At 63.6% G+C, this 22070-nt stretch carries 21 protein-coding genes and 1 pseudogene; 15 read left to right on the plus strand and 7 right to left on the minus strand.

All coding sequences use genetic code 11. The features are described 5' to 3' along the window. Window positions 1-55 precede the first annotated feature (55 nt). Both ATE70_RS06480 and ATE70_RS06485 read left to right on the plus strand, forming a co-directional pair. Window positions 56-406, plus strand: coding sequence for a transposase (locus ATE70_RS06480; RefSeq protein WP_058457711.1), 351 nt, complete (start codon window positions 56-58; stop codon window positions 404-406). Next, window positions 379-1203 carry an IS3 family transposase gene (locus tag ATE70_RS06485; RefSeq protein ID WP_137868132.1) on the plus strand — a complete coding sequence of 275 codons (825 nt, stop codon included), beginning with the start codon at window positions 379-381 and terminating at the stop codon, window positions 1201-1203. Before ATE70_RS06480 ends, ATE70_RS06485 begins: the two co-directional genes overlap by 28 nt. Window positions 1204-1378: 175 nt before the next feature. On the opposite strand, the gene istB is transcribed toward ATE70_RS06485, so the two are convergent. Both istB and ATE70_RS25385 read right to left on the minus strand, forming a co-directional pair. Then, window positions 1379-2107: an IS21-like element helper ATPase IstB gene (gene istB / locus ATE70_RS06490; protein ID WP_058537412.1), complete on the minus strand. Its 729-nt coding sequence runs from the start codon at window positions 2105-2107 to the stop codon at window positions 1379-1381. Next, window positions 2094-2375, minus strand: a pseudogene (locus ATE70_RS25385) (IS21 family transposase); the annotation flags it as partial. The gene istB and the pseudogene ATE70_RS25385, both read right to left, overlap by 14 nt. 30 nt (window positions 2376-2405) lie before the next feature. Here ATE70_RS25385 and ATE70_RS25390 point away from each other — a divergent pair. The 7 genes from ATE70_RS25390 to ATE70_RS06525 all read left to right on the plus strand — a co-directional run bounded on the left by ATE70_RS25390 (window position 2406) and on the right by ATE70_RS06525 (window position 10815). Continuing rightward, the gene (locus ATE70_RS25390) at window positions 2406-2810 is read left to right on the plus strand and encodes a plasmid pRiA4b ORF-3 family protein (protein ID WP_058799894.1); all 405 of its coding nucleotides are present in this window, start codon (window positions 2406-2408) and stop codon (window positions 2808-2810) included. Between the two features lie 1195 nt (window positions 2811-4005). After that, on the plus strand, window positions 4006-5091 hold the full coding sequence (locus ATE70_RS06500; RefSeq protein WP_082639808.1) for a TraU family protein: 1086 nt from the start codon (window positions 4006-4008) through the stop codon (window positions 5089-5091). Between the two features lie 339 nt (window positions 5092-5430). Further along, window positions 5431-7374, plus strand: coding sequence for a hypothetical protein (locus ATE70_RS06505; protein WP_058537139.1), 1944 nt, complete (start codon window positions 5431-5433; stop codon window positions 7372-7374). A gap of 107 nt (window positions 7375-7481) precedes the next feature. Further along, a complete protein-coding gene (traN, locus tag ATE70_RS06510) occupies window positions 7482-8486 on the plus strand; it encodes a conjugal transfer protein TraN (protein ID WP_440861251.1) in 1005 nt (334 codons plus the stop codon). Continuing rightward, window positions 8458-9360 (plus strand): type-F conjugative transfer system pilin assembly protein TrbC, encoded by a 903-nt coding sequence (locus ATE70_RS06515; RefSeq protein WP_082639811.1) that lies wholly within the window; start codon window positions 8458-8460, stop codon window positions 9358-9360. The genes traN and ATE70_RS06515 overlap by 29 nt, the downstream gene beginning before the upstream one ends. After that, window positions 9332-9931, plus strand: a complete 600-nt coding sequence (locus tag ATE70_RS06520) for a S26 family signal peptidase (protein WP_058537140.1) — start codon at window positions 9332-9334, stop codon at window positions 9929-9931. Before ATE70_RS06515 ends, ATE70_RS06520 begins: the two co-directional genes overlap by 29 nt. Then, window positions 9931-10815: a conjugal transfer protein TraF gene (locus tag ATE70_RS06525; RefSeq protein ID WP_058537141.1), complete on the plus strand. Its 885-nt coding sequence runs from the start codon at window positions 9931-9933 to the stop codon at window positions 10813-10815. The genes ATE70_RS06520 and ATE70_RS06525 overlap by 1 nt, the downstream gene beginning before the upstream one ends. Window positions 10816-10862: 47 nt before the next feature. Here ATE70_RS06525 and ATE70_RS06530 read toward each other — a convergent pair whose 3' ends face one another. Both ATE70_RS06530 and ATE70_RS06535 read right to left on the minus strand, forming a co-directional pair. Then, the gene (locus ATE70_RS06530; RefSeq protein WP_058537415.1) at window positions 10863-11261 is read right to left on the minus strand and encodes a type II toxin-antitoxin system VapC family toxin; all 399 of its coding nucleotides are present in this window, start codon (window positions 11259-11261) and stop codon (window positions 10863-10865) included. Further along, window positions 11258-11509: an AbrB/MazE/SpoVT family DNA-binding domain-containing protein gene (locus ATE70_RS06535; protein WP_058537142.1), complete on the minus strand. Its 252-nt coding sequence runs from the start codon at window positions 11507-11509 to the stop codon at window positions 11258-11260. Before ATE70_RS06535 ends, ATE70_RS06530 begins: the two co-directional genes overlap by 4 nt. A gap of 100 nt (window positions 11510-11609) precedes the next feature. Here ATE70_RS06535 and ATE70_RS06540 point away from each other — a divergent pair, with 100 nt between their 5' ends. From ATE70_RS06540 to ATE70_RS06550, 3 genes are read left to right on the plus strand one after another with little or no spacing between them, the layout of a single operon-like run. Then, entirely contained in the window at window positions 11610-12146 is a 537-nt protein-coding gene (locus tag ATE70_RS06540; RefSeq protein WP_058537143.1) for a hypothetical protein, read from the plus strand. A gap of 52 nt (window positions 12147-12198) precedes the next feature. Next, window positions 12199-13620, plus strand: a complete 1422-nt coding sequence (locus ATE70_RS06545; RefSeq protein WP_058537144.1) for a conjugal transfer protein TraH — start codon at window positions 12199-12201, stop codon at window positions 13618-13620. A gap of 5 nt (window positions 13621-13625) precedes the next feature. Beyond that, window positions 13626-17366, plus strand: coding sequence for a conjugal transfer protein TraG N-terminal domain-containing protein (locus ATE70_RS06550; protein WP_058537145.1), 3741 nt, complete (start codon window positions 13626-13628; stop codon window positions 17364-17366). Here ATE70_RS06550 and ATE70_RS06555 read toward each other — a convergent pair. Then, window positions 17363-17887 carry a hypothetical protein gene (locus tag ATE70_RS06555; RefSeq protein WP_231732608.1) on the minus strand — a complete coding sequence of 175 codons (525 nt, stop codon included), beginning with the start codon at window positions 17885-17887 and terminating at the stop codon, window positions 17363-17365. The genes ATE70_RS06550 and ATE70_RS06555 overlap by 4 nt on opposite strands. A 208-nt stretch (window positions 17888-18095) precedes the next feature. Here ATE70_RS06555 and ATE70_RS06560 point away from each other — a divergent pair, with 208 nt between their 5' ends. Then, window positions 18096-18704: a DUF6088 family protein gene (locus ATE70_RS06560; RefSeq protein WP_058537147.1), complete on the plus strand. Its 609-nt coding sequence runs from the start codon at window positions 18096-18098 to the stop codon at window positions 18702-18704. Then, a complete protein-coding gene (locus ATE70_RS06565; RefSeq protein WP_058537148.1) occupies window positions 18697-19749 on the plus strand; it encodes a nucleotidyl transferase AbiEii/AbiGii toxin family protein in 1053 nt (350 codons plus the stop codon). The genes ATE70_RS06560 and ATE70_RS06565 overlap by 8 nt, the downstream gene beginning before the upstream one ends. 11 nt (window positions 19750-19760) lie before the next feature. Here ATE70_RS06565 and ATE70_RS06570 read toward each other — a convergent pair whose 3' ends face one another. Further along, the gene (locus tag ATE70_RS06570) at window positions 19761-20162 is read right to left on the minus strand and encodes a MarR family transcriptional regulator (RefSeq protein ID WP_058540028.1); all 402 of its coding nucleotides are present in this window, start codon (window positions 20160-20162) and stop codon (window positions 19761-19763) included. Between the two features lie 529 nt (window positions 20163-20691). Here ATE70_RS06570 and ATE70_RS24165 point away from each other — a divergent pair. Next, a complete protein-coding gene (locus tag ATE70_RS24165) occupies window positions 20692-21522 on the plus strand; it encodes a transcriptional regulator domain-containing protein (protein ID WP_082639814.1) in 831 nt (276 codons plus the stop codon). 41 nt (window positions 21523-21563) lie between these two features. Here ATE70_RS24165 and ATE70_RS06575 read toward each other — a convergent pair whose 3' ends face one another. Next, window positions 21564-22046 (minus strand): lytic transglycosylase domain-containing protein, encoded by a 483-nt coding sequence (locus ATE70_RS06575; RefSeq protein ID WP_231732609.1) that lies wholly within the window; start codon window positions 22044-22046, stop codon window positions 21564-21566. Between the last annotated feature and the right edge of the window lie 24 nt (window positions 22047-22070).

Genomic DNA, 22070 nt, shown 5'->3' on the forward strand with positions numbered 1-22070 from the left:
GGACAAGGAAGCATAGTTGGATTGACCGTGTAGCCGGGCTTTTGGAGAAGAGCCCATGGCAAGACACCGATCCCATAGCGTCGAGTTCAAGCGTCAGGTCGCGCAGGAGTTTCTGAGCGGCGAGACGCTTCACGCCCTTGCCAAGCGGCACGATATTTCCCGGCAGTTGATCCGCATCTGGGTGGAGAAGTACGAGGCCGGCGCCCTTGATGAAGATGCGCGAGCGGCAGATCTGATCCAGGAATATGAGGCCCGGATTGCCGCACTCGAACGCCTTGTCGGCAAACAGGCGCTGGAACTGGAGTTTTTAAAGGGGGCTCTTCGCGACGCACCGCGGCCGAGAAGCGCCAGTACATCCGTGATCACCGGCCCGGCGGGATGTCGATCGCGCGAGGATGTCGGCTGATGGGCATCGCAAGATCGACATTCTACCACGTGCCGACCGAGCGGATCGGCGATGCTGAACTCCTGACTGCTATCGCGGCGATCTGCGATGAGTTCGAAGCCTATGGCTGGCGCCGCGTGCAGGCCGCGCTTCGCCATCAGGGCGTGATCGCCAACCACAAGCGGATCAAGCGATTGATGCGCGAGCATGGCCTGCAACCGCGCCGCCGCAGGCGCTATACCGCAACCACCGACAGCGACCATGACCTGCCAGTCTTTCCGGATCACTCGAAGGACATGATCCTCGATGGCCCCGATCAGCTCTGGGTGGCGGACCTGACCTATGTCGCCATCATCGGTGGTTTTGCTTATGTCGCGATCATCCTGGACGCCTGGTCGCGCCGCGTGGTCGGCTATGCCATCGGGAGGTCGATTGACGCCCGGCTCGCCGTGGCGGCGCTGAAAGTGGCGATCGAACGACGGCGCCCGCGATCAGGATGCGTGCATCATTCTGACCGCGGGAGCCAATACGCATCCCGCATCTATCGAGCGATGCTCGCCGATCATGGGATGGTCGGCTCGATGAGCCGGCGGGGCAACCCCTATGACAATGCCAAGGCGGAAAGCTTCATGAAGACGCTCAAGGTCGAGGCGGTTTACCCCATGGCGTTCGAAACCTTCGATGATGTCGCCGGCCAGCTTCCCAGGTTCATCGACGACATCTATAATCAACGCAGATTACATTCCGCGCTCGGCTATGTCAGCCCTGCGCAGTTCGAGCAGCAACACTCCCGGCCCATGGTCAAATCAGCTGCGTGACCCTGTCCGGCCCGAGGGGCCCACTCCAGATCGGCGTCGAAGAGGGACCCCCTTTTGGGATATGATGATGGTTTGTTGAGGATGGCCTTGCGCTGCGTGCGGCGGAGGGCGGGCGTAGCCCGACCGGAGGCGCACGCAGCGCAAGATAGATTTTTGAAGGCGCCGAAGGTGGCGGTCAGCTGCGGTTTTTGAAGCGCCAGCTATCGTTGCCGGTCTCGACGATATCGCAGTGATGGGTGACGCGGTCGAGCAGCGCCGTGGTCATCTTGGGATCGCCGAAGACGGTTGGCCACTCGCCGAAGGCGAGGTTGGTGGTGATGATGACGCTGGTGCGTTCATAGAGCTTGCTGATGAGGTGGAACAGCAACTGCCCTCCCGAGCGTGCGAACGGTAGATATCCAAGCTCGTCGAGCACGATCAGATCGAGCCGCGACAGCTGCGCCGCCAGGGTCCCGCCCTTGCCGATCCGGGTCTCCTCTTCGAGGCGTGTCACCAGATCGACGGTGTTGAAGTAGCGGGCGCGAGCGCCCCTTCGCACGACATTGGCGGTGATCGCGATGGCGAGGTGGGTCTTTCCTGTCCCCGTGCCGCCGACCAGCACGATATTGCGGCGAGGCGGGAGGAAGGAACCGTCATGAAGGGAGCGGATCAGCTCCTCATTGATCGGCGTGCCCTCGAAGCTGAACCGCTCCAGGTCCTTCACCACGGGCAGCCTGGCGGCCGTCATGCGATAACGGATGGAAGCGGCATCCCGGTGGGTCGCCTCGGCGCGAAGCAGATCGGTCAGTATCTCCATGGTGGTGCGCTTGCGCTGGAGGCCGGTGGTGACGGCCTCGTCGAACGCAGCCGCCATGCCCTTGAGCCCGAGGCCGCGCATCGTGCCGATCATATCATGCCGCTGCATCATAGCCTCGCAGCAGATCATAGCGCGCGCAGTCGGCAAGCGGAGGATGCCGCAGCATCCGGTCTTCCGAGGTAACGATGCTGTGGGGCATCGCCGGCTCGCGGCGCCGGGAGAGGATGTTGAGGATCAGCTCGTCGCTGGCCGTGCCGCTTGCCAGCGCTTCGCGCACGGCAGCCTCAACCGGTTCCAGGCCATCGGTGAGCACCGCCGAGAGGACCCGCACGAACCTGCGATCCGCCTCGTCCCCGGTACCGAGCCTTCGCCGTATGGCATCCGCTTCGACGATGACGATGCTTTCATGATCCGCACCCGCGACGCCGCCAATATGCGCATCGGCAAGCTCATCGAGCGCGGCATAACCAGCTTCACCTACACCTATGATTTCGGGGACGACTGGCGCCATCGCATCGAGATCGAAGAGATCACGCCCGCAATTCCCGGCATCGATTACCCGCGGTTTGTCGATGGCGAACGCCGTGCCCCACCCGAAGACGTCGGCGGAACCCCGGGGTTCGAAGAGTTCCTCAATGCCATGGCCAAGCCGCGCCATCCCGAGCGCGCGTCCATGGTGCAATGGTATGGCAGCGTCTTCGATCCTACCGATATCAGCCTCGACGAGATCAACGCACGCACGGCGAAGCTCGCCAAGCGACGGGCGCAGGGAATAGCCGCCTACGCCGGCGCTAAATCCCGCGACAGCTAATCGATGGCGGTTTCCTGACCACGCTTACACCCAAGCCGCGCATCATCATATCATGCTGCATGCGCTGGCGGAAAGGGGTGACAGGGGCGTCGGTCGTAACAATAGTCATGGCATGCTCTTCGTTGAAGCAGCTCCATGATCGACCTACCGCGCGGTCTTGCTCAATGTCCGTGTATCTTCCGATACCTCAGTTTTGGCTCCAGTCCCGCGAAAGGGGGGGTGGTCGTGCAGAGGCGCAAAGCAGTCTGATGGAGCGATCCCCGATATTCCATAAAAGAAGGGTCAGCTTGCGCTGGCCCCCTAAAGTTTGGGAGAGGATGCCTAAAAGGCAGAAAAGATACGGGAATCTCCCGCTTATGCTGCAAATGCGAACGAAAGATTTTTTTCAATTGCGATCAGTGATGGATGGCGTTTCTTATAGAGCGGTCAGCAGTTGACGCCTGCTGGCGTAGCCTGAACGAGATAACGAAACCCGTGCATAGGCAGGCGCATGCCTCCGAGCGGAAGGTTCGTACCCCCCGCCTTGCCCACGCGCCGGCGATAGTCCCATGTCCAAGTCACCGCCCCGGCTTCGAGAGCGGTTGAATCCCATTTTCCTGCGCTTTGCGCAGCTATTGCTCCTGCGCTGCCGTGGGATGGAGGAACGATGACCCAAGGCATGTCCAACGCCCGCATCCTCCGGCAAGGAGGGTTGGGAGCTTTATGCATTCTCCCGTTGCTCGTTGCGGGCTGCGCGTCGCTCGGATCGGCGATGTCGCCCTATAGCGAGACGTTCAGCCCCGCCGCCTGGTCGGGCGCCTGCGCAGTTTTGATTTCCTCAGCGAAGAGGTGCCGGCGCGCACGGAAGCGCAGCGCTGCCTGTTCCCGGAAGACTTAAGTCCGATTAGGTAGGCAGTATCCCGACCTGACGATCGTGGCGCGGGTCCCGGACGCTTAAATCGAGTTCAAACGTCATCGCATCCATAACAGCTAAGCCTTTTATTTTAGGGGAAGCTCTTGGCGTGCTCGGTAACGGCCAGCGGAACATCCTTGCCTTCCCTCGGCACTCTCGTGCCCCACGCGTTGCACGCTCAATCAACCCTGGGCATCCCTTAGATCGGACGGCGTCGAGTTCCCGGCGGGATAGCCAGGCCAAACGCCGTCCATCCGTCTTCGCCGACCTTCAGGCGCCCGTTCGCGGCGCAACGGAGATCCTATGCCTGCTCGCCGCGCGCATGCCACACCATTACCCAGCGAGGCGCGGCTCGCAGCGGTCGCGGCGCAGCAGCGGTCCAGCCGCACTCGGTTGGCAGCGCTCTCGGCAGCCCTCGTCGCCGGAATCGCGCTTTCGGCGGTTCCGGCCCATGCCTCCAAATGCCCGAGCGACACCATCTTCAATCCGATCACCAAGGTGCGCTGGAACTGCATCTTCCCGATCACCATCGGCGGGGTGCGGATCGGCAGCCACGACAAGCTCAGCAAGGAACTCGACGCCCAATCGGCCTCGAAACCCTTATGTGCCTGCCGCAAGGGCGCAACCTTCTGGTTCGGCGTGAAGGTGAGCTTCTGGACGCCGAACCGGATGATCGACATCGTGACCGAGCCTGGCTGCATGATGGCGCTCGGCGCCGACATCATGCCGACCGGCGGGCGCCTGCAGGGTAGCCAGTCGTCAATCGCGGACGGCACCAACACCACCAAGCTTTTCGCGCAGATGCACTATTACAAGGCTCCGGTCTGGCAGATGCTCGACATGTTCACCGACCTGCCCTGCATCGAGGATGACGGCTTCGACGTCGCGATGATGACCGAGCTTCTGCCGACCTGGCAGTCGGGAACGTTCGGCGCGATCATCCAGCCCGAGGGCATTCTCTTCGGCAATCCCGCCGCAGGACTCGCCTGCATGGCGGACAGCGCCGCGGCCGCCGCTGGCAAGGTGGTTGATCCGCTCTTCTGGTGCATGGGAAGCTGGGGATCGACCTATCCGATCGCGGGCGACATCCACATGGGCGACCGCATAGAAGCCTGGGCCGGCCTCGCCGCGCGCGGCACCTTCATGATGGGGCGGCTCGGCGCGCTGACGATCCACTCGGCGGACGGCTGCTCGTTCAAGCCGCAGCCGATCTGGACCAAGAGCCGCTACAAGCTCCAGCTGATGGAGCCGGTGAAGGGCGGCAAGTGCGTCAACATCGGCCGGCCTGGCGCGCTCTGGACGAGCGCCAAGCACGCGCCCGGCAAGGACAACGCCCAGTTCATGCTCTTCGAGAAAGCGATTTGCTGTGCCGGCATCTCGACGCCCTGATCCCGCGTCGGTTCCGGCGCACACCGATCGCCCCACGCGCAGCCGGGAATCGGCCCGGTCTGCCCGCCACAGCCCCGGTGGCTGCCGGCAGGCGCGCGAGGCGGGAGCGGCGCCCTGCCCCCTCTCGGGCGCCGCTCCAACTTCCGCCGAAGCGGCCGTAGCGCCTTCGCTGGCGGATCATCACGATCAGGTCCCGCAGCGTCCCCGGGCGAAGGCCGTGCTGACGTCCTTCGAAGGCCAGGCTGCCTTTCGGCTACTCCCGCCCGGATCCGCCGCGTTCCGGACGGGAGACCTCTTCCGCGTGCCCCTGGGTTCGCGCACGGTCGAGAAGGGCCGCTCATGAGCTCGCGGTGCCTTATCCTGCTGCCCGTTTCGGTGATACTCCCCGGCCTTGCATCGGCGCAAACGGTCGAAGATCGCGCACGCGCCGTGGCAGAAGCAGCGCGCGCAAAGAGCGGCGACAGCGAAGCGATCCTTGAAAACTACATCAACCCGGGCCTCGGCGGACGGCTGATCGCGACCGTCGACAAGAGCCGGACCTTCACACCGAACCTCGCCTGCCAGAAGACAGCGAACTTCCTCGAACTCCTGATCCAGCCCGGCGCGGGCGGCGACATCGCCAATGTCCGCATCGCGCGCGACAAGGATATCGACGGCAATTTCGACAGCGTCTCGACGCTGCCGGTCGCGGTGTCGGGCATCTGCGCCAACGGCGTGATCTCGTGCCAGCCCGGAAGCTGGAACGGTTGCCGCACCTTCCAGTGGGATGTCGATGCCGGAGGCAACCTCAAGCTGACCGAAGTCGAGATGCCCGAACTCGCCGGCTGTTATTGCATCAACAATAGCTGCGGGGCGAACCTCGTCATGGGCAATCTGCCGTCGGTGCTGAAGGATCTCGGCGGCGGCGCGATCGGCGCGCTCTCGACACACGACCCGCGCATCGGCGTCGCCGACGCGCGCGTCAACGGTCCGCTCATCCAATATGTCGGTGCGCAGTCGACGGCATGCAGCCCCGACCCCACCCTTCCCCAGACGGCCTATCGCGCCAACCCCACGGCGATCCAGGGCGATGCCTTTGCCGCCTCCGAGGCGAACAGCCTGTTCCAGTCGCTCGCCGGTTCGCCCGCGGGAACGGGCCGCGCAGAACAGGTCCGCGCCTGCACGATCGAGCGCGAGATTAGCTTCCTGCCCCTGACATACGACGACATCGTCTCGGCGTCGGGCTCCATTTACTCGGTACGCGACTGCGGCGAGGGATGCCGCCGCTATCGCATCATCGGCGATGGCGATTGCAGCAGCTCGCCGCCGATCTTCACAGCACGCTTCGAAGTCAGCGATCCCGCGAAGCTCGTCTCCGCGCGGATCGTCGAAATGGGCGCCGACGACTGGGTCCAGGGCCGTATCAACGGCCGGATCGTCGGCTCCGCCGGGCCGCGCCCATGGCTGACGACGGGCCTTCCTTCTGGCGACTGCCGAACCGATGGCGGCGCGGCGCGCAATTATACGCCCTATGATTTCACGGCCGATCTCAGGGCAGGCCCGACGACCGTGTCGGCGCGCGTCCGGGGCGGTGGCGGTGGCGGGCCGCTCACCACCCAATGGGGTCTCGTCGACGTCGAGATCCGCGTCTCGCCCGGTTGCGAGCCGCGCGAGCGGTTGGTCGATCTCTGCGCAGGCTATGGCGCCGATCCCAAATGCCGCCTCGATAGCGAGACGGTCGACGCGGTTCAGACCTTCCGCAATGGCGTCGGCACCGGTCTCAGGCCGCTGCCGCAAACACGCCTGTTCGGCACCGGGTCCTGCACCGTTCAGCTGACCCGCGACTTCTTCCGCCGCGAGCGCACCTATAAATGCGTCGTCGACAATGGCGCGCTGTCCGAGCCGGACTTGTCGCGCGGCGCCTATATCATCGACCATTCGACCGAGACGATTCTCGCCGACCGCGTGCGGACAGCGGACGGCGGCATGGCCGCTTCTACCCGCCCCTTCGCCCTCCCCGACCGTGGGTCGGTCCCGCGCTGCGAGGCGATCTGCAAGACGCGCAAGCCGAAGGCCAACACCGACGCTGCTCCGGCAGGCGTCGTCGGCGCGCAGCAGACGAACCCGACCGGCTGGGACACCTTCTATCACGCCTGCGCGAGTGACAATGTCTGCCCGGCAGGCCCCGGCGAACAGATCGTTTCGGCCTGCGGCTGTCTCGATGATTTCCCCGAAGCGGTGGTAATGATGCAGGCGGTCCGGCTCGCCGGGGCCGACCTCGCCTGCACGGCGACCGCGCGATGAGTTGGCGCGATATCCTCTGGCCGCACCGCGCGGTGCTGATCGCCTTGGTGATCGTGGGCGTCCTGATCGGCAGCGCCTTCGCCGCGCCGCCGGCGTACGCGCAGCATATGTGCGCCGTCGATCTCGACGGCAGTGGCGAAGCCGACGGCCCCGGCGAAACTGCGATCTGCGTAGGCACCACAGACGGCGGCTACCAATGCCCACTTGAGCGTACTTGGTGCGCGCCCGAGCCCGGCGGCGCGTGGTCGTGCCCGCTCGGTACGCAATATCCGTGCGAGACGCCCGCGAGCGGCGGCGTTCCCGCCTGCACCCCGAACGCCTGCATCGACACCGCGGCGAGCCCGATCGAGGATGAGCCGGTGATCGACGATCCCGGCGCGCCCGCCGATGGTCCCGTCGACGCCGAGGGCAATTGTCTTGGCAATATAGAGATCTTCGGCGGACGCGCGCTTCGCTGCCGTCCCGCGGGTCTCAAGACGACTTTCTCGAACTGTTGCAAGGACAAGGGCAAGATCGTCAAGGACGGCATGGGCTCGTCGATTGCGTCGACTCAGACCAAGATCGCGATCGCGAAAGGCGTGTTCACCGGCGCCAAGGCTGCCTATGCCGCATTCCAGGCGGGCGCGACAGCGAGCCAGGCGGCGAGCGCCGGGGCCAATGCCCTCGTCATCGGCATCGATCCGACGTCGATTGCGATCAGCCTCGCGATCAACGTGATGATGGAGTTCCTGCTCTCGTCCTGCGACCAGCAGGACATGGAAGTCGGCATGTTGCGCAGCTCGGGCATGTGCGTCGAGGTCGGCAGCTATTGCTCGTCGAAGATTCTCGGCATCTGCATCCAGAAGTCGAAGAGCCATTGCTGCTTCAACACCAAGCTCGGCCGCATCATCCAGGAACAGGGCCGCCCGCAATTGAAGTCATTTCCCGATGGCTGGGGTCCGGTGAAAACGCCGAACTGCCGCGGCTTCACGCCCGAGGAGTTCCAGGCGCTCGACTTCTCCAAGATGGACCTGTCCGAATATTATTCCGAGATCGAGGCCCGCGCGCAGGCTGACATTCAAATCGACATGAAGGAACGTATCGATGCCTATTACCAGGCCATCGGCCGCTGACGTGCGCTTCGCGATCGCGCTGACGATCGGCGGCGCGATGGGTTTCGCGAGCCTCGCGGCAGCGCAGATATCGCCGGGGGCACCCGACCAAAAGGCTCCTCCATCAGCGCGCGTCGGAATAGAGATGGAGGGCGATGCCGCGATGGACCGGCTGCGCAGAGCCATCGAACGGCGCAAGGCGGAACCGCAGGCGGGGCCGTCCGAACTGCCCAAGCCGACCGAAGCCGAGCGCCGCCGCGCCTTCGAAGTGCTGCGGAGCCAGGCGCCCTCTCCCGCGATGGAATCCCGCGCCCGCAAGGCGATGGAAGCGGGCAAGGACCGGTTCGCCGCTGAGCGCGCAGCGATGGCGAAGCGCCTCGAACAGGCGCTGGGCCTCGAAGCGCCCGACATGAAGGCCGTCGCCGACGCCGGTCCTGCACCAGCGGCGACGGGGTGGGTGCCGGTGCTGTTCGCCTCCTCCTCTATGCCCACGGCGACGCTGCGCACCTATGCCGCTCAGCTCGAGAAGGCGCGCGGCGTGATCGCGTTCCGCGGAATGCCGGGCGGGATGACCAAGGTCGCGCCGATGGCGAAGCTGACCGCCGAAATCCTCCGGCTCGATCCCGGCTGCGAAGGCCCGGCCTGCGCGATGCGCGACGTCCAGCTCATCGTCGATCCGCTCGTGTTCCGGCAGCATGGCGTCACGCGCGTTCCCGCGCTTGCGATGATCCCCGGCGATCCCGTGCTCCCTTATTGCGAGCGCGAGGACGAAAGCCCCCGCGCGGGCCGCGTCGTTTACGGCGACGCCGCGCTCTCTGGCTTGCTCGAAGGAATCGCCCGTCTTGGTGGAAAGGAGGAGGTGCGCGATGCTCAGTCTCGCCTGGAAGGCCGGTAAGCAGCTGGCCATCGGCCTCAAGAATTTGCCGCGGCGCACGGCCGTGGCGCTCGGTGCCGAAGGCCTCGGCGAGCCGACGCGGCCCGACCGGCTGTGGAAAGCCTGTGCGCTCGTGATCCCGCTCGGCTTGTTTGCCAGCTGGGCCGTCCAGCAAATCACGCTCGTCATGTCGCCGTCGATCGACGCCTGGGCGGTGCGGTCGAACCCCGGCCCGATCACGAAGGGCGACCTCGTCATGTTCAAGCTGTCGCATCCGCTGGCCGGTCCCGAGCCGATCAACGTGACGAAGCGCGCGCTCTGCATGCCAAGCGAGCGCATCTCGCTGATCGAGAAACCCTCCATGATCGCGCCGGACGCAATGGATGGTTGGTATTATTGCGACGGCAAATTGCTGGGAGTGACCAAGCCCTATGGGCGGAATGGCCAGAAGCTCGATTACTGGCGCCCGGACAATGGGCTGATCAAGCCCGGCACCATCTATGTCGGCTCCTCGCATCCGAGCGGGTTCGACAGCCGCTATTATGGCCCGGTTTCGATCGCGCGGCTCTCTCGCGTGGTGAAGGTGCTGTGATGCGGGCGCTCCTTCTCGCCAGCATCGCCCTCTCCACCACAACCGCCGCGCTCGCGCAAAACCCATCCTCCTCCCGCGCGCCCGAGCTGAAACAGGGCTATTGGTGGTACCAAGCGCCGCCGCCGGAGCCGAGCGAGCCCGATCCCGACGCGCTCGTAAAACCCACGATCCCGCCAATGGCGGAGCTCGCGACCTGGACGCCACCGAAGATCCGCAAGCTGATCGAACAGCAGCGCGACTATGCCGCGACGGTGCTCTCCGTCGATGCGGTCGCGGACTTCTGGCGGTTGCAGGACTTCGCGCGGAGGAAAGCGCGGGCGTTCGCGGGCGTCACGCAGATCGCCCTGCTTCAGAATCCCGAGCTTAATTCCAAGTCGGCCAACCCCATGGTCGGCGACGCACGTTCGGCAATGGGAGCCGAGAAAGACGCGATCCGGCGCCACTATCTGCGCGCCAATGCCGGACAGTTTGCGCTGGTGATGTTCTCGCGCGCCTCGTGCGGCTATTGCCGCGTGCAATGGCCGATCCTCGAGCGGTTCCGCGAAGAGACCGGCTGGCAGGTAACGCAGATGGACATCGACCAGCGCCCCGAACTCGGCCAGCGCTTTGGGGTCGAGGTTACTCCGACGACGATGGTGATCCGTCGCGGCAGCGCGCAGCGCATGGTGATCGCGAGCGGCGTCGAATCCTATCCCAATCTCACCCAGACGACCTACCAGGCGGTCCGGCTGTTGCTCGGCGACATTCGGCCCGAGCAGTTCCTGACCGGCGCGGGCGAGGAAGACGGCTTCTTCGACGCGCTGTCGAATGGGCCAGTGTCAGCGACCGACCCGCGCGTGCTCAGGGGCGATCTCGTTGGGATCGGAATGGAGCCGCGGCGATGACGGGGGCTATTACAACAGTTTGCAACGCACCCAGCGCGGACATGCAATCATTTGGGGATTATTGCGGTCTGTCCGTGCTTCTGCAGCAAACCAACGGCGCCTCGGTCAAAGCTGACGAAGGTTTCACCGCCGAGCCATTGGCCATCGTGGGCGATGACGCCATCGGCAAAGTCTCCGCCCGCATCCAGCATGGCGAGCCCGGCTTCGACGGCTTGCACGTCCACTTTCACATTGTCCGCAGAAATCAGGACCCGGATCGATCCGGCCAAGTCCTCTCGGCTCACCTTGTACCCGCGAAGGAATACCCAGCAGAGTTCGCAAAGCGCCGGCAGCGTAAGCGCGACGAGTTCAGCCCCATCGAGTTGCGCCTTGGCGATCGGGCTTTGAATTTTGTCGTCATCCGCAATTGCGCGAACGAGGATGTTGGTGTCGGCAATGATATTCACCGTTCGCCAGCCCATCCTTTTGCGATAATCTCGTTCATCTCGTCGATCGAGAGCGGCTTTTGGCCGTCCCGCTTGAGCATCCCGAAAACCTCCGAAATCTTGCCGGCTTTCATCATCGGCCGAATTGCGATCCGACCGTCGGGCAGTTTCTCGAGGCTGATCTTGTCGCCGGGGTGGACGCCGAGATGCCTGAGCAACTCCTTCCTCAGCGTGATCTGCCCCTTCGTCGTGATCGTGACTGCGTTCATACGTAATACCCTTTCCGCCTTTCAATGTAAGGTAAATTACCCTTACCTGCAAGGCGGGTTCTGGCGGACTAACATCCTCCTGGCAGCAAGTGTGGCGATCATGCTCGGCTCGCCCGCAGGCGCCCAAATGGTCAGTCGCGAGATTGCTGCACGAGCTGCGGTCCACCCGGTCGCGACGATGGCGGAGATGCGGAACTGGCTGGGCCGAGTGCCCATAACACGCGCCTTCCCCCCGGACCTCGCCGAGACGCTGCGAGGCCAACGCGGCATCTTCGTCATCGAGATGAGCACGGCGCCCGGCTGTGCGCCTTGCGCGGACCTCTGGGCGAAACTCGCCGGTCTTCGCGCTCGCTATGGCTGGGAGGTACGCGCGATCGGCGAACAGGAAGCAATGCTGCGCTCGGGCCGACTCGGGCTGCCGTGGATCGGTCATCCCGTCACCTGGGTGCGCCCGGCGGCCGATCAGAACCGCATTATTCCTATCGCCATCGGGACCGACCATGCGCCGAACCTCGCGCGTAACCTATACTTGGCCGCCAAGATGCTGACCGGGGTTCGCCCTGCCGTCGGCGTTCGCGCGCTCTCGAAATTCACGGGGATCGTTGGCGCCGTCCCGCCCAACCGCCCGAGGCGCTGAGCATGGCAACTCAGCTCTTCCCTTACCTGCACCAGACCAAAGGACGTCGAACATGCCGACCGCCCGCTTTCGCCTGCCGCTGATCGCCCTAGCCCTTTCCTCGGCAAGCGCCGCGACGCCCGCTGCGGCGCAGAGCTGGGCGGAGCATTGGTTCGACAATGTCACCTATACGTCGCCCGGCAGCTTCGAGGACCAGGCGCGCGGTTATGTGACAGCCGGCGGCCTCTCGGGCCGCGTCGACGTCCACAACGATTATCTGATGAGTCTGACTCTCCCCAAGGTGAAGGCGGGTTGCGGCGGAATCGACATGTTCCTCGGCGGCATGTCCTTCCTCGATCCCGACTACCTCGTCCAGAAACTCGAGAGCATATTGCAGGCCGCGCCCGCGGTGGCGTTCCAGTATCTCCTCGAGACCCTCGACGAGAAGATGGGCAACATCATCTCGAAGATGGAGGCGGCGACGAACTTCCTGAACTCGATCCAGGTCAACGACTGCCGCCTCGCCAACCGCATGGTCCAGATCGCCAAGGGCGACGACAATATGTCGGGCATCATCGAGGAGATGACCGGCTACAAGTCGATCAAGGAAGGCTATGCGAAGAGTTATCAGCAGAGCCGCGAGAAGATCCAGGCGAACCAGAACAACCCGACCGAGGATTTGAAGGGCGCACTCGCCAACTGCCCGTGGGAGGTCACCGACATCTTCCGTACCGGCTCGCTCCTCGCCCACGCCACGGCGCGCGTCGGCGCCGGCGAGTGGACCGGCGTCATGCGGGCGCGGGTCGGCGACGTCTATATGCGCTGGGATACGACCGACAAGGTGCCGCTCTTCTCGGCGATCCCCGCCTGCCCGCGCCAGGAGACCGAAGGCGTCGACGATTTCCTGACCGGGCGCGTCCAGTCGCGCGCGCTCAACATGCCGCCGACCGGCGCCGACTGCCAGATCGACGGGCCGGGCCGCGGCGCGCTGATCCTCGCGCGCGAGCGCATGCAGGCGATCGCGACGAAGATCCGCACGCGCTCGGCGCTGACGGCCGAGGAACGCCAGTTCGTCGCCAATGTGAAGACGCTACCGGTCTACCGGATGCTCGAATGGGGTGTGCGCGAAGGCGTCGAGGACAGCGTGATCGGTGATACCGATGAACTGGTCGCGCTCACCCTCGCCTACCAGATGCTCAACGACCTCACCCGCTCGATCGACTTCGCGCTATCGAACGCCGAGCGCGGCACCACGGCCGCGGGCGCGGCCGACGCCGGAAATGCCAATATCTGCCAGACGCGTATTCTCACCAAGGGGATCGAGCAGTTGCAGGGTCTGCGCGACGAGGTGCTGCGCCAACGCGCACAGATGCGCCAATCCTACATGGCGGCCCTCGAACAGACCAACCTCTCCGCCAATTACTCCGGTCTCGTCCGACAGCGCGACCGTGACGCGCGCGACGCCGCCGGCGCCGCCGCCAACCGCAATCGCTGACCGCCATGCGCGCCCACACCCTTTCCGCGCTCCTCGCCGCCTTCACCGCTCTGGCGCCGACCGCGGCGTTCGCCCTCGAAACGAGCTTCCACACCTATGACGGGTTCAACGAGACGGTCGACGCCTTCCGCCTCGTCTCGATGATCTTCGCCGACCCGCGCTACGAGACGCTCGTCTTCATCATCGCGGTTGCCGGGATCGCGCTCGGCGCGCTGCTCGCGAGCGTCCGCGGCAACGGCATGGGCATCGTGGCTTTCGGCTTCCAGACGCTTGTCGGCGTCGGGCTCTTCGTCGGCCTCGTCGCGACGACGGGCACCGTCCATGTCTACGACCGGGTCCGCAACGCCTATCAGCCCGTCGGCGACGTCCCGAACCTGATCGTGCTGGTCGCGGGCGTCACCAACATGATGGAGCGAGCGATCGCAGAGACGATCGACGACAACACGATCGATCCCAATGCCAAGCTGGAATTCGGCGCGGGGGGGCACAGCTTCGACCTGTTCCTGAACGCCGTCTCCCCGCGCGGTCCCATGACCGACAGCTTCCTTGATGCGACGATCAAGGACTATGTGCGGCAATGCTATCCGGTCGCGCGCGTGTCGCCCGCCTATGGCATCGACGACGACCAGCTCTTCCGGACCACGAACGATCTTCCCGCAGCATTCGCCGCGATGGCGGGACCGGCGACCTTCAGCACCGTCTTCACCGCGACCGACAAGGGCGGCACGACCGTGAGCTGCACCGAAGCCTGGACCTATATCTCGGACCGGCTATCCGATCCCGCGCTGTTCGAGGATTACAGTCGGCAGGTGTGCGAGCGAACGGGCTATGATGTGAGCAACGCGGGCCAGCTTCAGCGCTGCCGCTCGAACCTCGGCGCGCTCGGCGACAAGATGCTCGGCACGCCGCTGACGCTCCAGCAGTTGATGTCCAACATCAATCTCGGGAACGCGGTCGGCGACGTGCTGTTCGAGGACAGCCCGGCGACCGCGGCAAGGGTCATGGCCAACCGCGCGGTCGTCTCGAGCGGTCTTGCGACCATGTCGACCGCCAACGAGTGGATGCCGACGATCCGGGCGACCGTGTTCGGGATCATGCTGTTCATGATGCCGATCGCGCTGCTCTTCATCCTGACCCCGATCAACCTGCGCGTGGCGAGCTTCGCGCTCGGCCTGTTCGTATTCGTCGCCATGTGGGGCGTGATTGACGCCGGTATCTACCAACTCACCCTCGGCCGCGCGATGGACGTGCTCGCCGAGATGCGCTCCAACCATGTCGCCGCCAACGCCTGGATGCTCGCGCCCTCCTCTGCGATGAAGGCGCTCGCGATCTTCGGCAGCTTTCGCACCGCGGCGGCGGGGCTGGCCGGCGCCTTCGTGTTCACCGTGTTCCGCTTCTCGGGCAATGTCTTCACCTCCTTCACCAGCGGCGCGCTCGGCGCCCAGGGCCAGGGGACTGCGGCGGCGACGCCGATCATGACGCACGAAGGCCGCGCGCAGGCGCTCGAAGCGCAGGCCTCCGCGACCGGCACGATGGCGCGGCGCAGCGCGGTATCGAGCTTCGGGGACTTCGGGGAACGGTCGACGCTCGGCAGCAACCGCGCGTTCGGCGCCGCCGGCGGCTATCTGGCTGATCGCACGCCCGGCGCAGCGGGAACGACGGGCTTCGCGCTCGGCGCGACCGATGCCGCGCGCGAGCTTGGCGGCCTCGCCCCTGCCCTCGTCGGCCGCGACCTCTCGCACCCTGCCACCGCCGCAGCCGTGCGCGCCAACGCGACCACCTCCGCGATTCACAATTTTGCCGAGAAGGATGCGCTCCGCGGCCTCGGCACCAGTTATTTCGGTGAGAGGCAATCGGGTGAGCGGGCGTTCGCGGCTTTCACGCAGAACATGGTGCAATGGAAGGCATTCGGCGACACCCGCGCCTACGACATGATGTTCCAGGGGGCGCGGCGGCACTTCGAGCGCCATGGCTATGTTGGCAAGGACGCCGATCTCAAGGCGTCGTCCGTGATCGCACAGGCGTCGGCCGACCCGACTTTCGCCAAGCTCATCGCCAACAGCTTCGAGCAGGAACAGATGCTGCGAAACGACCTCACCGGTGCACAGGTCAATGTCGGCGCGATGGAAGGCCGCCGCGATTACGCCGGCGATAATGTCGCAGGGATCGAGCGGCGCAATGTCAAGACCGAACAGGCATGGCGCACCGGCAACAATGAAGGTCAACGGAACGCGGCAGCCATGCTCGGCCTCTCCGTCGACGAAACCTCGCGACGCATCGGGTTCATCAACACGTTGTCGGGCGAGGCGCGCTCGACGGCGATCTCCTCACTCTCGCGCTCGACGGGCCGCAACGAGGCCCATGTCATGCGCGCCCTCGAAATGTACAACGCGTCGGTGCAGCTCGGCACAGCCGACGGCGCGACCGCCGAGGCCGGTCGCGAAGGCACGAGCGTCTATGGCCGGACGCGAGAGGCGGCGGGCTATGACTTTGCCGAGCGGTCGGGCAAGCTCGATGCCCAGCGCGAGGTCGGCCATGGCGGTGTCCGCGGCGCGGCCCGCATCGGCGAGCAGCGGAGGCAGAGCGACAATTTCGGCTATGCCGAAGGCGCAGCGGCCGCCGGCGTGTCGACGCGCGAGGCAGCGAAGCTCGATGCGTTCATCGGGGCGCTCAGCCGCACAGCGGGCAATCAGGTCGATATGGCCGAAAGCGGCGCTGCGGGCATCGCCGACCGCGCACGCAACGAGCGGCTGACGCGCATCGTCGACAATGAGCGATTGTCGCGCATGCAGGGCCTGCTGCGCGCCGAGGGCATCACGATGACGAAGCGTCAGCTCGCAATGTCGCAGAATGGCGACCTTAATCTCAACGTTTCGCCGGAGGTTGCCGCGCAACTTCACCGGGCCGGGCTGATCAACGACAGCCAATATGGCGCGATCGCCGCAGGCGGCCGCGCGCGGTTCAGCTTTGCCGATAACGACCTCCTTGTGTCGAGCAGCACCGGGTTCGCGCAATCGGCGCGGAGCGACACCAGCACCAAGTATGAGGCTGGCAAGCAGGCCGGACCCGATACGATCGAGCATATGCTGAGCAGTGGAGACGAGGGTCAGGCGATGATGGCCAACTGGCTGAAGGGCGGATTCGAGATGGATAGCAAGGGCGAATGGCGCCTCAATCCGCAGGTCGCCGACACGCTGCAGCGCGATGTGTCGGCGATCGTCGCGCAGACGGGGTGGCAGCGGTCAATATCACGATCTGCGCAGGATCAGGTCTCAATGGGAACGACAGTGGGCGGCGATATGGGGGCAAGCGCACATAGCAGCGACTATGCCTCCCGCGGCGGCGGGCAGAAAGGAAGTGCGCGGTCGCAGACCGGACGATCGGGGAAGGTTGGCGCAAGCGTTGGATTTACGAGCCGCGACGTGGGAATCAGCAACGAGAGTGCTCAGGCATCGCTGGACATCATGAACTATGATGTACGCACAGCGATCGCAAACGCCGAGCGCGCCGCAGCGCGCTCTGCAAATCCGGAAGCCTCCTTTACGCGGGAATTAAACCGCCAAGTGCTCGGAGAAACAGGTCTGCGAAATCGCTATCTTGGTCAGGCAGACTCCGCGCGTGGGACGGCCGACATCACCGGCCCCATGACGTCCTTGGAACAATCAACGATCCTCGACAAAGGGCGATTTTCAACTGACTTGGCAAACGGTCCGTTCGACGGCGATAGCAGCTATAAGAGACGCTAAATTCGCGACCCGTTGTTGGGGCTGAGGGGGTTGCCGATATAGCTTGTTCCCGAAAATGGGTCGTAAATGTCGCCGACGGGGCGCAAGTGATCGGGTGGATTCCACAGCATCTCTTGTTCGACCCTCAGGCGCTCCAGTTCGTCGATTTCCTCATCGGTTAAAGGATCTCCGCGATCCGCCGTAGGTGCATCGAGCCGGGCACGGACAAATCCGAAGCCAAGCACGAGCAGCGCCGTCATCGGGAAGAACAGAACATTGAGATAGCCGACAAGCGCGGTCTCAAAAAACGACGCCAGCGCTGGAATCTTGAGCGAGGCCATCGTGATTGCCCAGTAAAGCGGAATCGCTGCCCACCAGATTTTGGCGTACCAAGGCTTCCAAAGCCAATCACCAAGCACTGGCGGTGGCATTTCGGCCTTTGAGGGCTCGGAAGACAGATTGGCCTGCATAGCACTCCTCTCTGGCGAGCTTACCATGCGTGGCCGCGCAACGGAATCCAAAGTGGCGTTGAGGTTGAACAATTGCGTCCTCCTTGTCGGGCAGAGCATGCCCCTCTTTCGCTGCCCCTCCGAACGCCAACACATCACCCTCTCTCCTTATGGGCCTGACATTGAGCGGAATGGATGCTTGACCACGCGCAGCGTTTGGAACGGTGAAAATTGCGGAACTAATCGACTATAGCTTGTTAGAAACTTATATGCTATTTTCTAACAGAAAGGAGTGGGCTCAATGCCTGCCATGGCTGATCGGATCATGAAGCGCGTGCGCGGCAAAGGCCGCGGCTGGGTCTTTACGCCCAGACATTTCATCGACTTCGGCACTCGCGGGTCGGTCGACATGGCGCTTTCGCGCCTTGCGCATGCCGGTAATATTCGCCGTATCGGCCGCGGTCTTTATGACTATCCCCGCCAACATGACAAGCTCGGCCTTCTCAGTCCCGATCCGGCACGCGTCGCCGACGCGCTTGCTGTCCAAAGTGGCGACAAGCTGGCGCCCTCCGGCGCTTCGGCCGCGAACAGTCTCGGGTTTTCGACGCAAGTTCCCGCCAAAGCAAGCTATGCCACAACAGGTCGGACCCGAGTCAAACGCGCTGGCGGGCGCAGCCTCACCCTCAAGCACAGCAGGGCGCCGGTTCTCGACAATGGCTCCGACGCCGCCAACACGGTTCTGCAGGCGCTTGCTCATCTCGGGAAGGGCGGTGTCGATGACGACAAGGTTCGCTACTTCGCGGCACGCCTGGACGACAATTCCATGAAGCGTCTTGTTCAAGCCCGGCCCGAGATGTCCGGCTGGATGGCGGATATCGTACTCAAGATCGAAGCAGCGCGTCATGGATGAGTTCGCGCGCAGCGATGTCGCTAACCGGCGGGCCTTCATCGCAGAAGCGGCGGCACGGCGCGATCTCACCGCCATCATCATCGAAAAGGACTTCTGGGTTTGCTGGATTCTCCGGCGCCTGGTGGCCTGCCCCGATCTTGCCGGCCAGTTGACCTTCAAGGGAGGGACATCGCTATCGAAGGCCTACGGTATCATCGAGCGGTTTTCCGAAGATGTCGATCTAACCATTAGTCGCTCGGCCCCCAAGCTCGACGATGTTCTCTCCCCCATGCAGGATGATATCAGCGGAAAGGAGCGAGACCGTCGCACAAAGGCATTGAAGGCCGCGGCGCAAGCTTTTGTACAGACGCTCGCGCACCCGTTGCTGGCGCGCGAAATCGAGGTGGGGCTGGGAACGGCGGAAGGTTGGAGGCTTGAGCTCGATCCAGAAGACAAGGACGGGCAGACCTTGCTCTTCACTTATCCTCCGACATCGGGGTATGGTCTTGCCTACGGAGAGAATTATGGCGGCGCGAATGGGAGCGGCTATATCAAGCCTCGCATCAAGCTCGAGTTCGGGGCGCGGGGAGAAACCGAGCCATTCGAACTGCGTCCGATTTCACCCTATCTTGCCGAAGACTTTCCCGAAGAGCTGCCCGATGCAGTTACCGAGGTGCCGACGCTGGCGGTCGAACGAACCTATTGGGAGAAGATCACGATCCTCCATGCCCTTCACCACAACGGCAAATTACGCGATGGAATGTCGCGCCATTATTATGACGTGCTGATGCTCGATCGGGCCGGCGTTACAAAAGCGGCTCTCGCCCGTCCCGAACTGCTCCCACAGGTGGTGCGCAACAAAAGCCTGATGTTTGCCGACAAGTCAGCCTCGTATGAGACCGCGCGACTGGGGACCTTACGGATTGCCGCAACCGGTCTCGTTCGCGATAGGCTCGCGGAAGATTATGACGCGATGTCCGAGATGTTCATGAACGCGCCGCCCCGTTTCGATGATCTCCTCGGAGGGCTGGAAGCGATTGAAGCCACCATCAACGCTAGCGCCTGAAGGATTGAAAGCTAATTTTCGGGCGCTAACGCTCGAAGTTTTCCGCAATCATCAAGGATGCATCGCATTGTAGCTCGTCCGCGAGCAGCAAGTGTTACATTGATCCGGCGCCCATCGAACGCGTCGCGGTCACGATCGACAAATTCCTTTGATTCCAGACCGACGGCAAGCCGCGTTGCCGTCGGGAGCGAAACACCGCTGGCATATCCCAGACTCGAAACCGACAGCGGCTTGTCGGCCGCATCCGCGATATAGAGTTCCAGCAACATGATCCATTCCGCGTGGCTCCAGTCGCATTTCTTGAGATATCGGGCAATGATCCGTCGTTCGGCAAGAAGCATGCGACAAAAGCAAAGCCGCCGGAATGTGACATCCTGCATCGCGCCATCTGGATGTGCCTCTTCGATCGACATGCGCCCGAACAAATCCCGGTATTGGCTGCGCGAAAAACCGAAGGTTCAGCGCGGTAGACAAGCTGGGACGAGGGACGGGGCTTGAAGAGGCTCGAAAATGCGACTGTCAAAAATCGATCCCCTCTCGGTTCGAATATGAAGCAAAAAATTGCGGGGCCGCACGAGTATTGAGCGGCAGGCTTGGCCTTCACAAACAATCGAATGATGAAATGGGCGAGTTGCGGGTTGGTGCTTCAATGGAAGTGATGCGCCGAACTGCTTGACGACGGTGAACAAAATTTGATTGCCCCCGGAAATTCGCACCGGAAACTCCGGGGGTAGCGGCGAACGATATCGATGACCCATGAGATAGGTCAAAGGCGCTAGATGCGCTGCCTATTCGGGGTCGATCGTGAATTCACGCCATCCAAACCATAGGTCCGCCTCGGCGAACACGCGCGCTTCGTCGCTCGATTTTCGTCTTGCGCCGGCGATATATCCGCCATCCATCCGTCATCACGACCAGTTCGCCCGAGGCGGATGAGGCGTGATGGGGTTGGAGGCACCTCCACAGCGTCGCGATGCTCTATATATCAACCGGCCCAAGCGCGCATTTCCATTCTCCTGCAACTTGCCGGCCTCCGATTGGCGCGCATCCGATGGATATGACGCGCTGCTGCGCTGTGATCGCCGCGCCTTCGCCTGGGAATGGCTCAGGCGAAACCAAATCTATCGCTCACTCTGGGCCGCGCGTGAATCCCTACCCATCGATGCACCGAAAGACATTGGCCTCCTCGGCTGGGTCGATCCAGCTCTCGCCTCCCCCCAGGCAAGGCCGATCTGGAGCACCAGAATGGACCCGAAAGTACTCAAGGGACGCCTCGCAACCAGAAGCGCGCCCTCCGCCGACCTCTTCGACATCCGCGCGATTGCACCTTTCGTGTCCGTCGAAATCGACGCAGATCGTGCCGAACACTGGCTGTTCAGCGATGGTCGCTGGGCCATCAGACTCGATGTCTATGGGGGAACGCTGCTCGGCGGCCCAGCCTTGATCGAGTATCAGTTACACGGAGTGGAATCGGCAAGATCCAAGCTGGACGCGCTTCGCCAGTTCCTGGCTCTTTCAGAACAAGGCCGACTTCCCGCCTCGCTGGTTCCACGCGAGCGCCGCGCTTCCCGATGGATATTGGAATTACGGGTTGGAGATGCAATCCTGACCGGTGCGACCGAGCAGGATATAGCGCGAGAATTGTTCAAGGATGCCATCGCGCCGAAGCGTTGGCGACGAGAAAATGCGTCCTATCGGCTTCGCGTGCAGCGGCTGGTGCGGATTGCCCGTCATCGCCTCGCCCACCCGCTCAGCGGCCCTTGGTTCGAGTGAAGAGCCCGGACGAAGCCGTATCGCTGACATGGAGCAAGAGTTCACCACACCGCGTCTCCATACCGTTTTCGGAGATGCAGAGCGACACCTTTGGCGTAGCGCGCCTGCCGCCAGGCCGTTGGACTATGATAGGCGCCGATCGCCTTCCAATAGTCGCCGGTGACGGCAAGCCCGGACAGGAAGATCCAGCGCGCGGCTTCGGCGTTGAAGCAGGCATCATTCTGAAGCCAATATCGGACATGCGCTTCCGGTCGCTTCACCAGCGCCGCAATTTTCGGAACCCACCAGCTGTTCACCTGCAACGGCCCGAGATCATGCGTGCCGTTAGTGTTGGCGACTGCTGCCCCGATCCAGCCGCCCTCCTGATCGCGCAGTCCCCAAAGGGTACGCTCAAGCCATTTATGCCCCTTGGCCGCCTGACGGATGCAGACAGCAACATCGGCTTCGCGTGCGGCGTTGGGCAAACCCGCCAAGGCGCTGTTCGCCGTTCCGAGCGCAGAAAGCAGGAGAAGACAAGTCCGCATTTTCCTTACGCCTCCCCCAGTGCG

Origin of the sequence: Sphingopyxis sp. H053 (assembly GCF_001468225.1) — a bacterium.
In the GTDB taxonomy this organism is placed as follows: domain Bacteria; phylum Pseudomonadota; class Alphaproteobacteria; order Sphingomonadales; family Sphingomonadaceae; genus Sphingopyxis.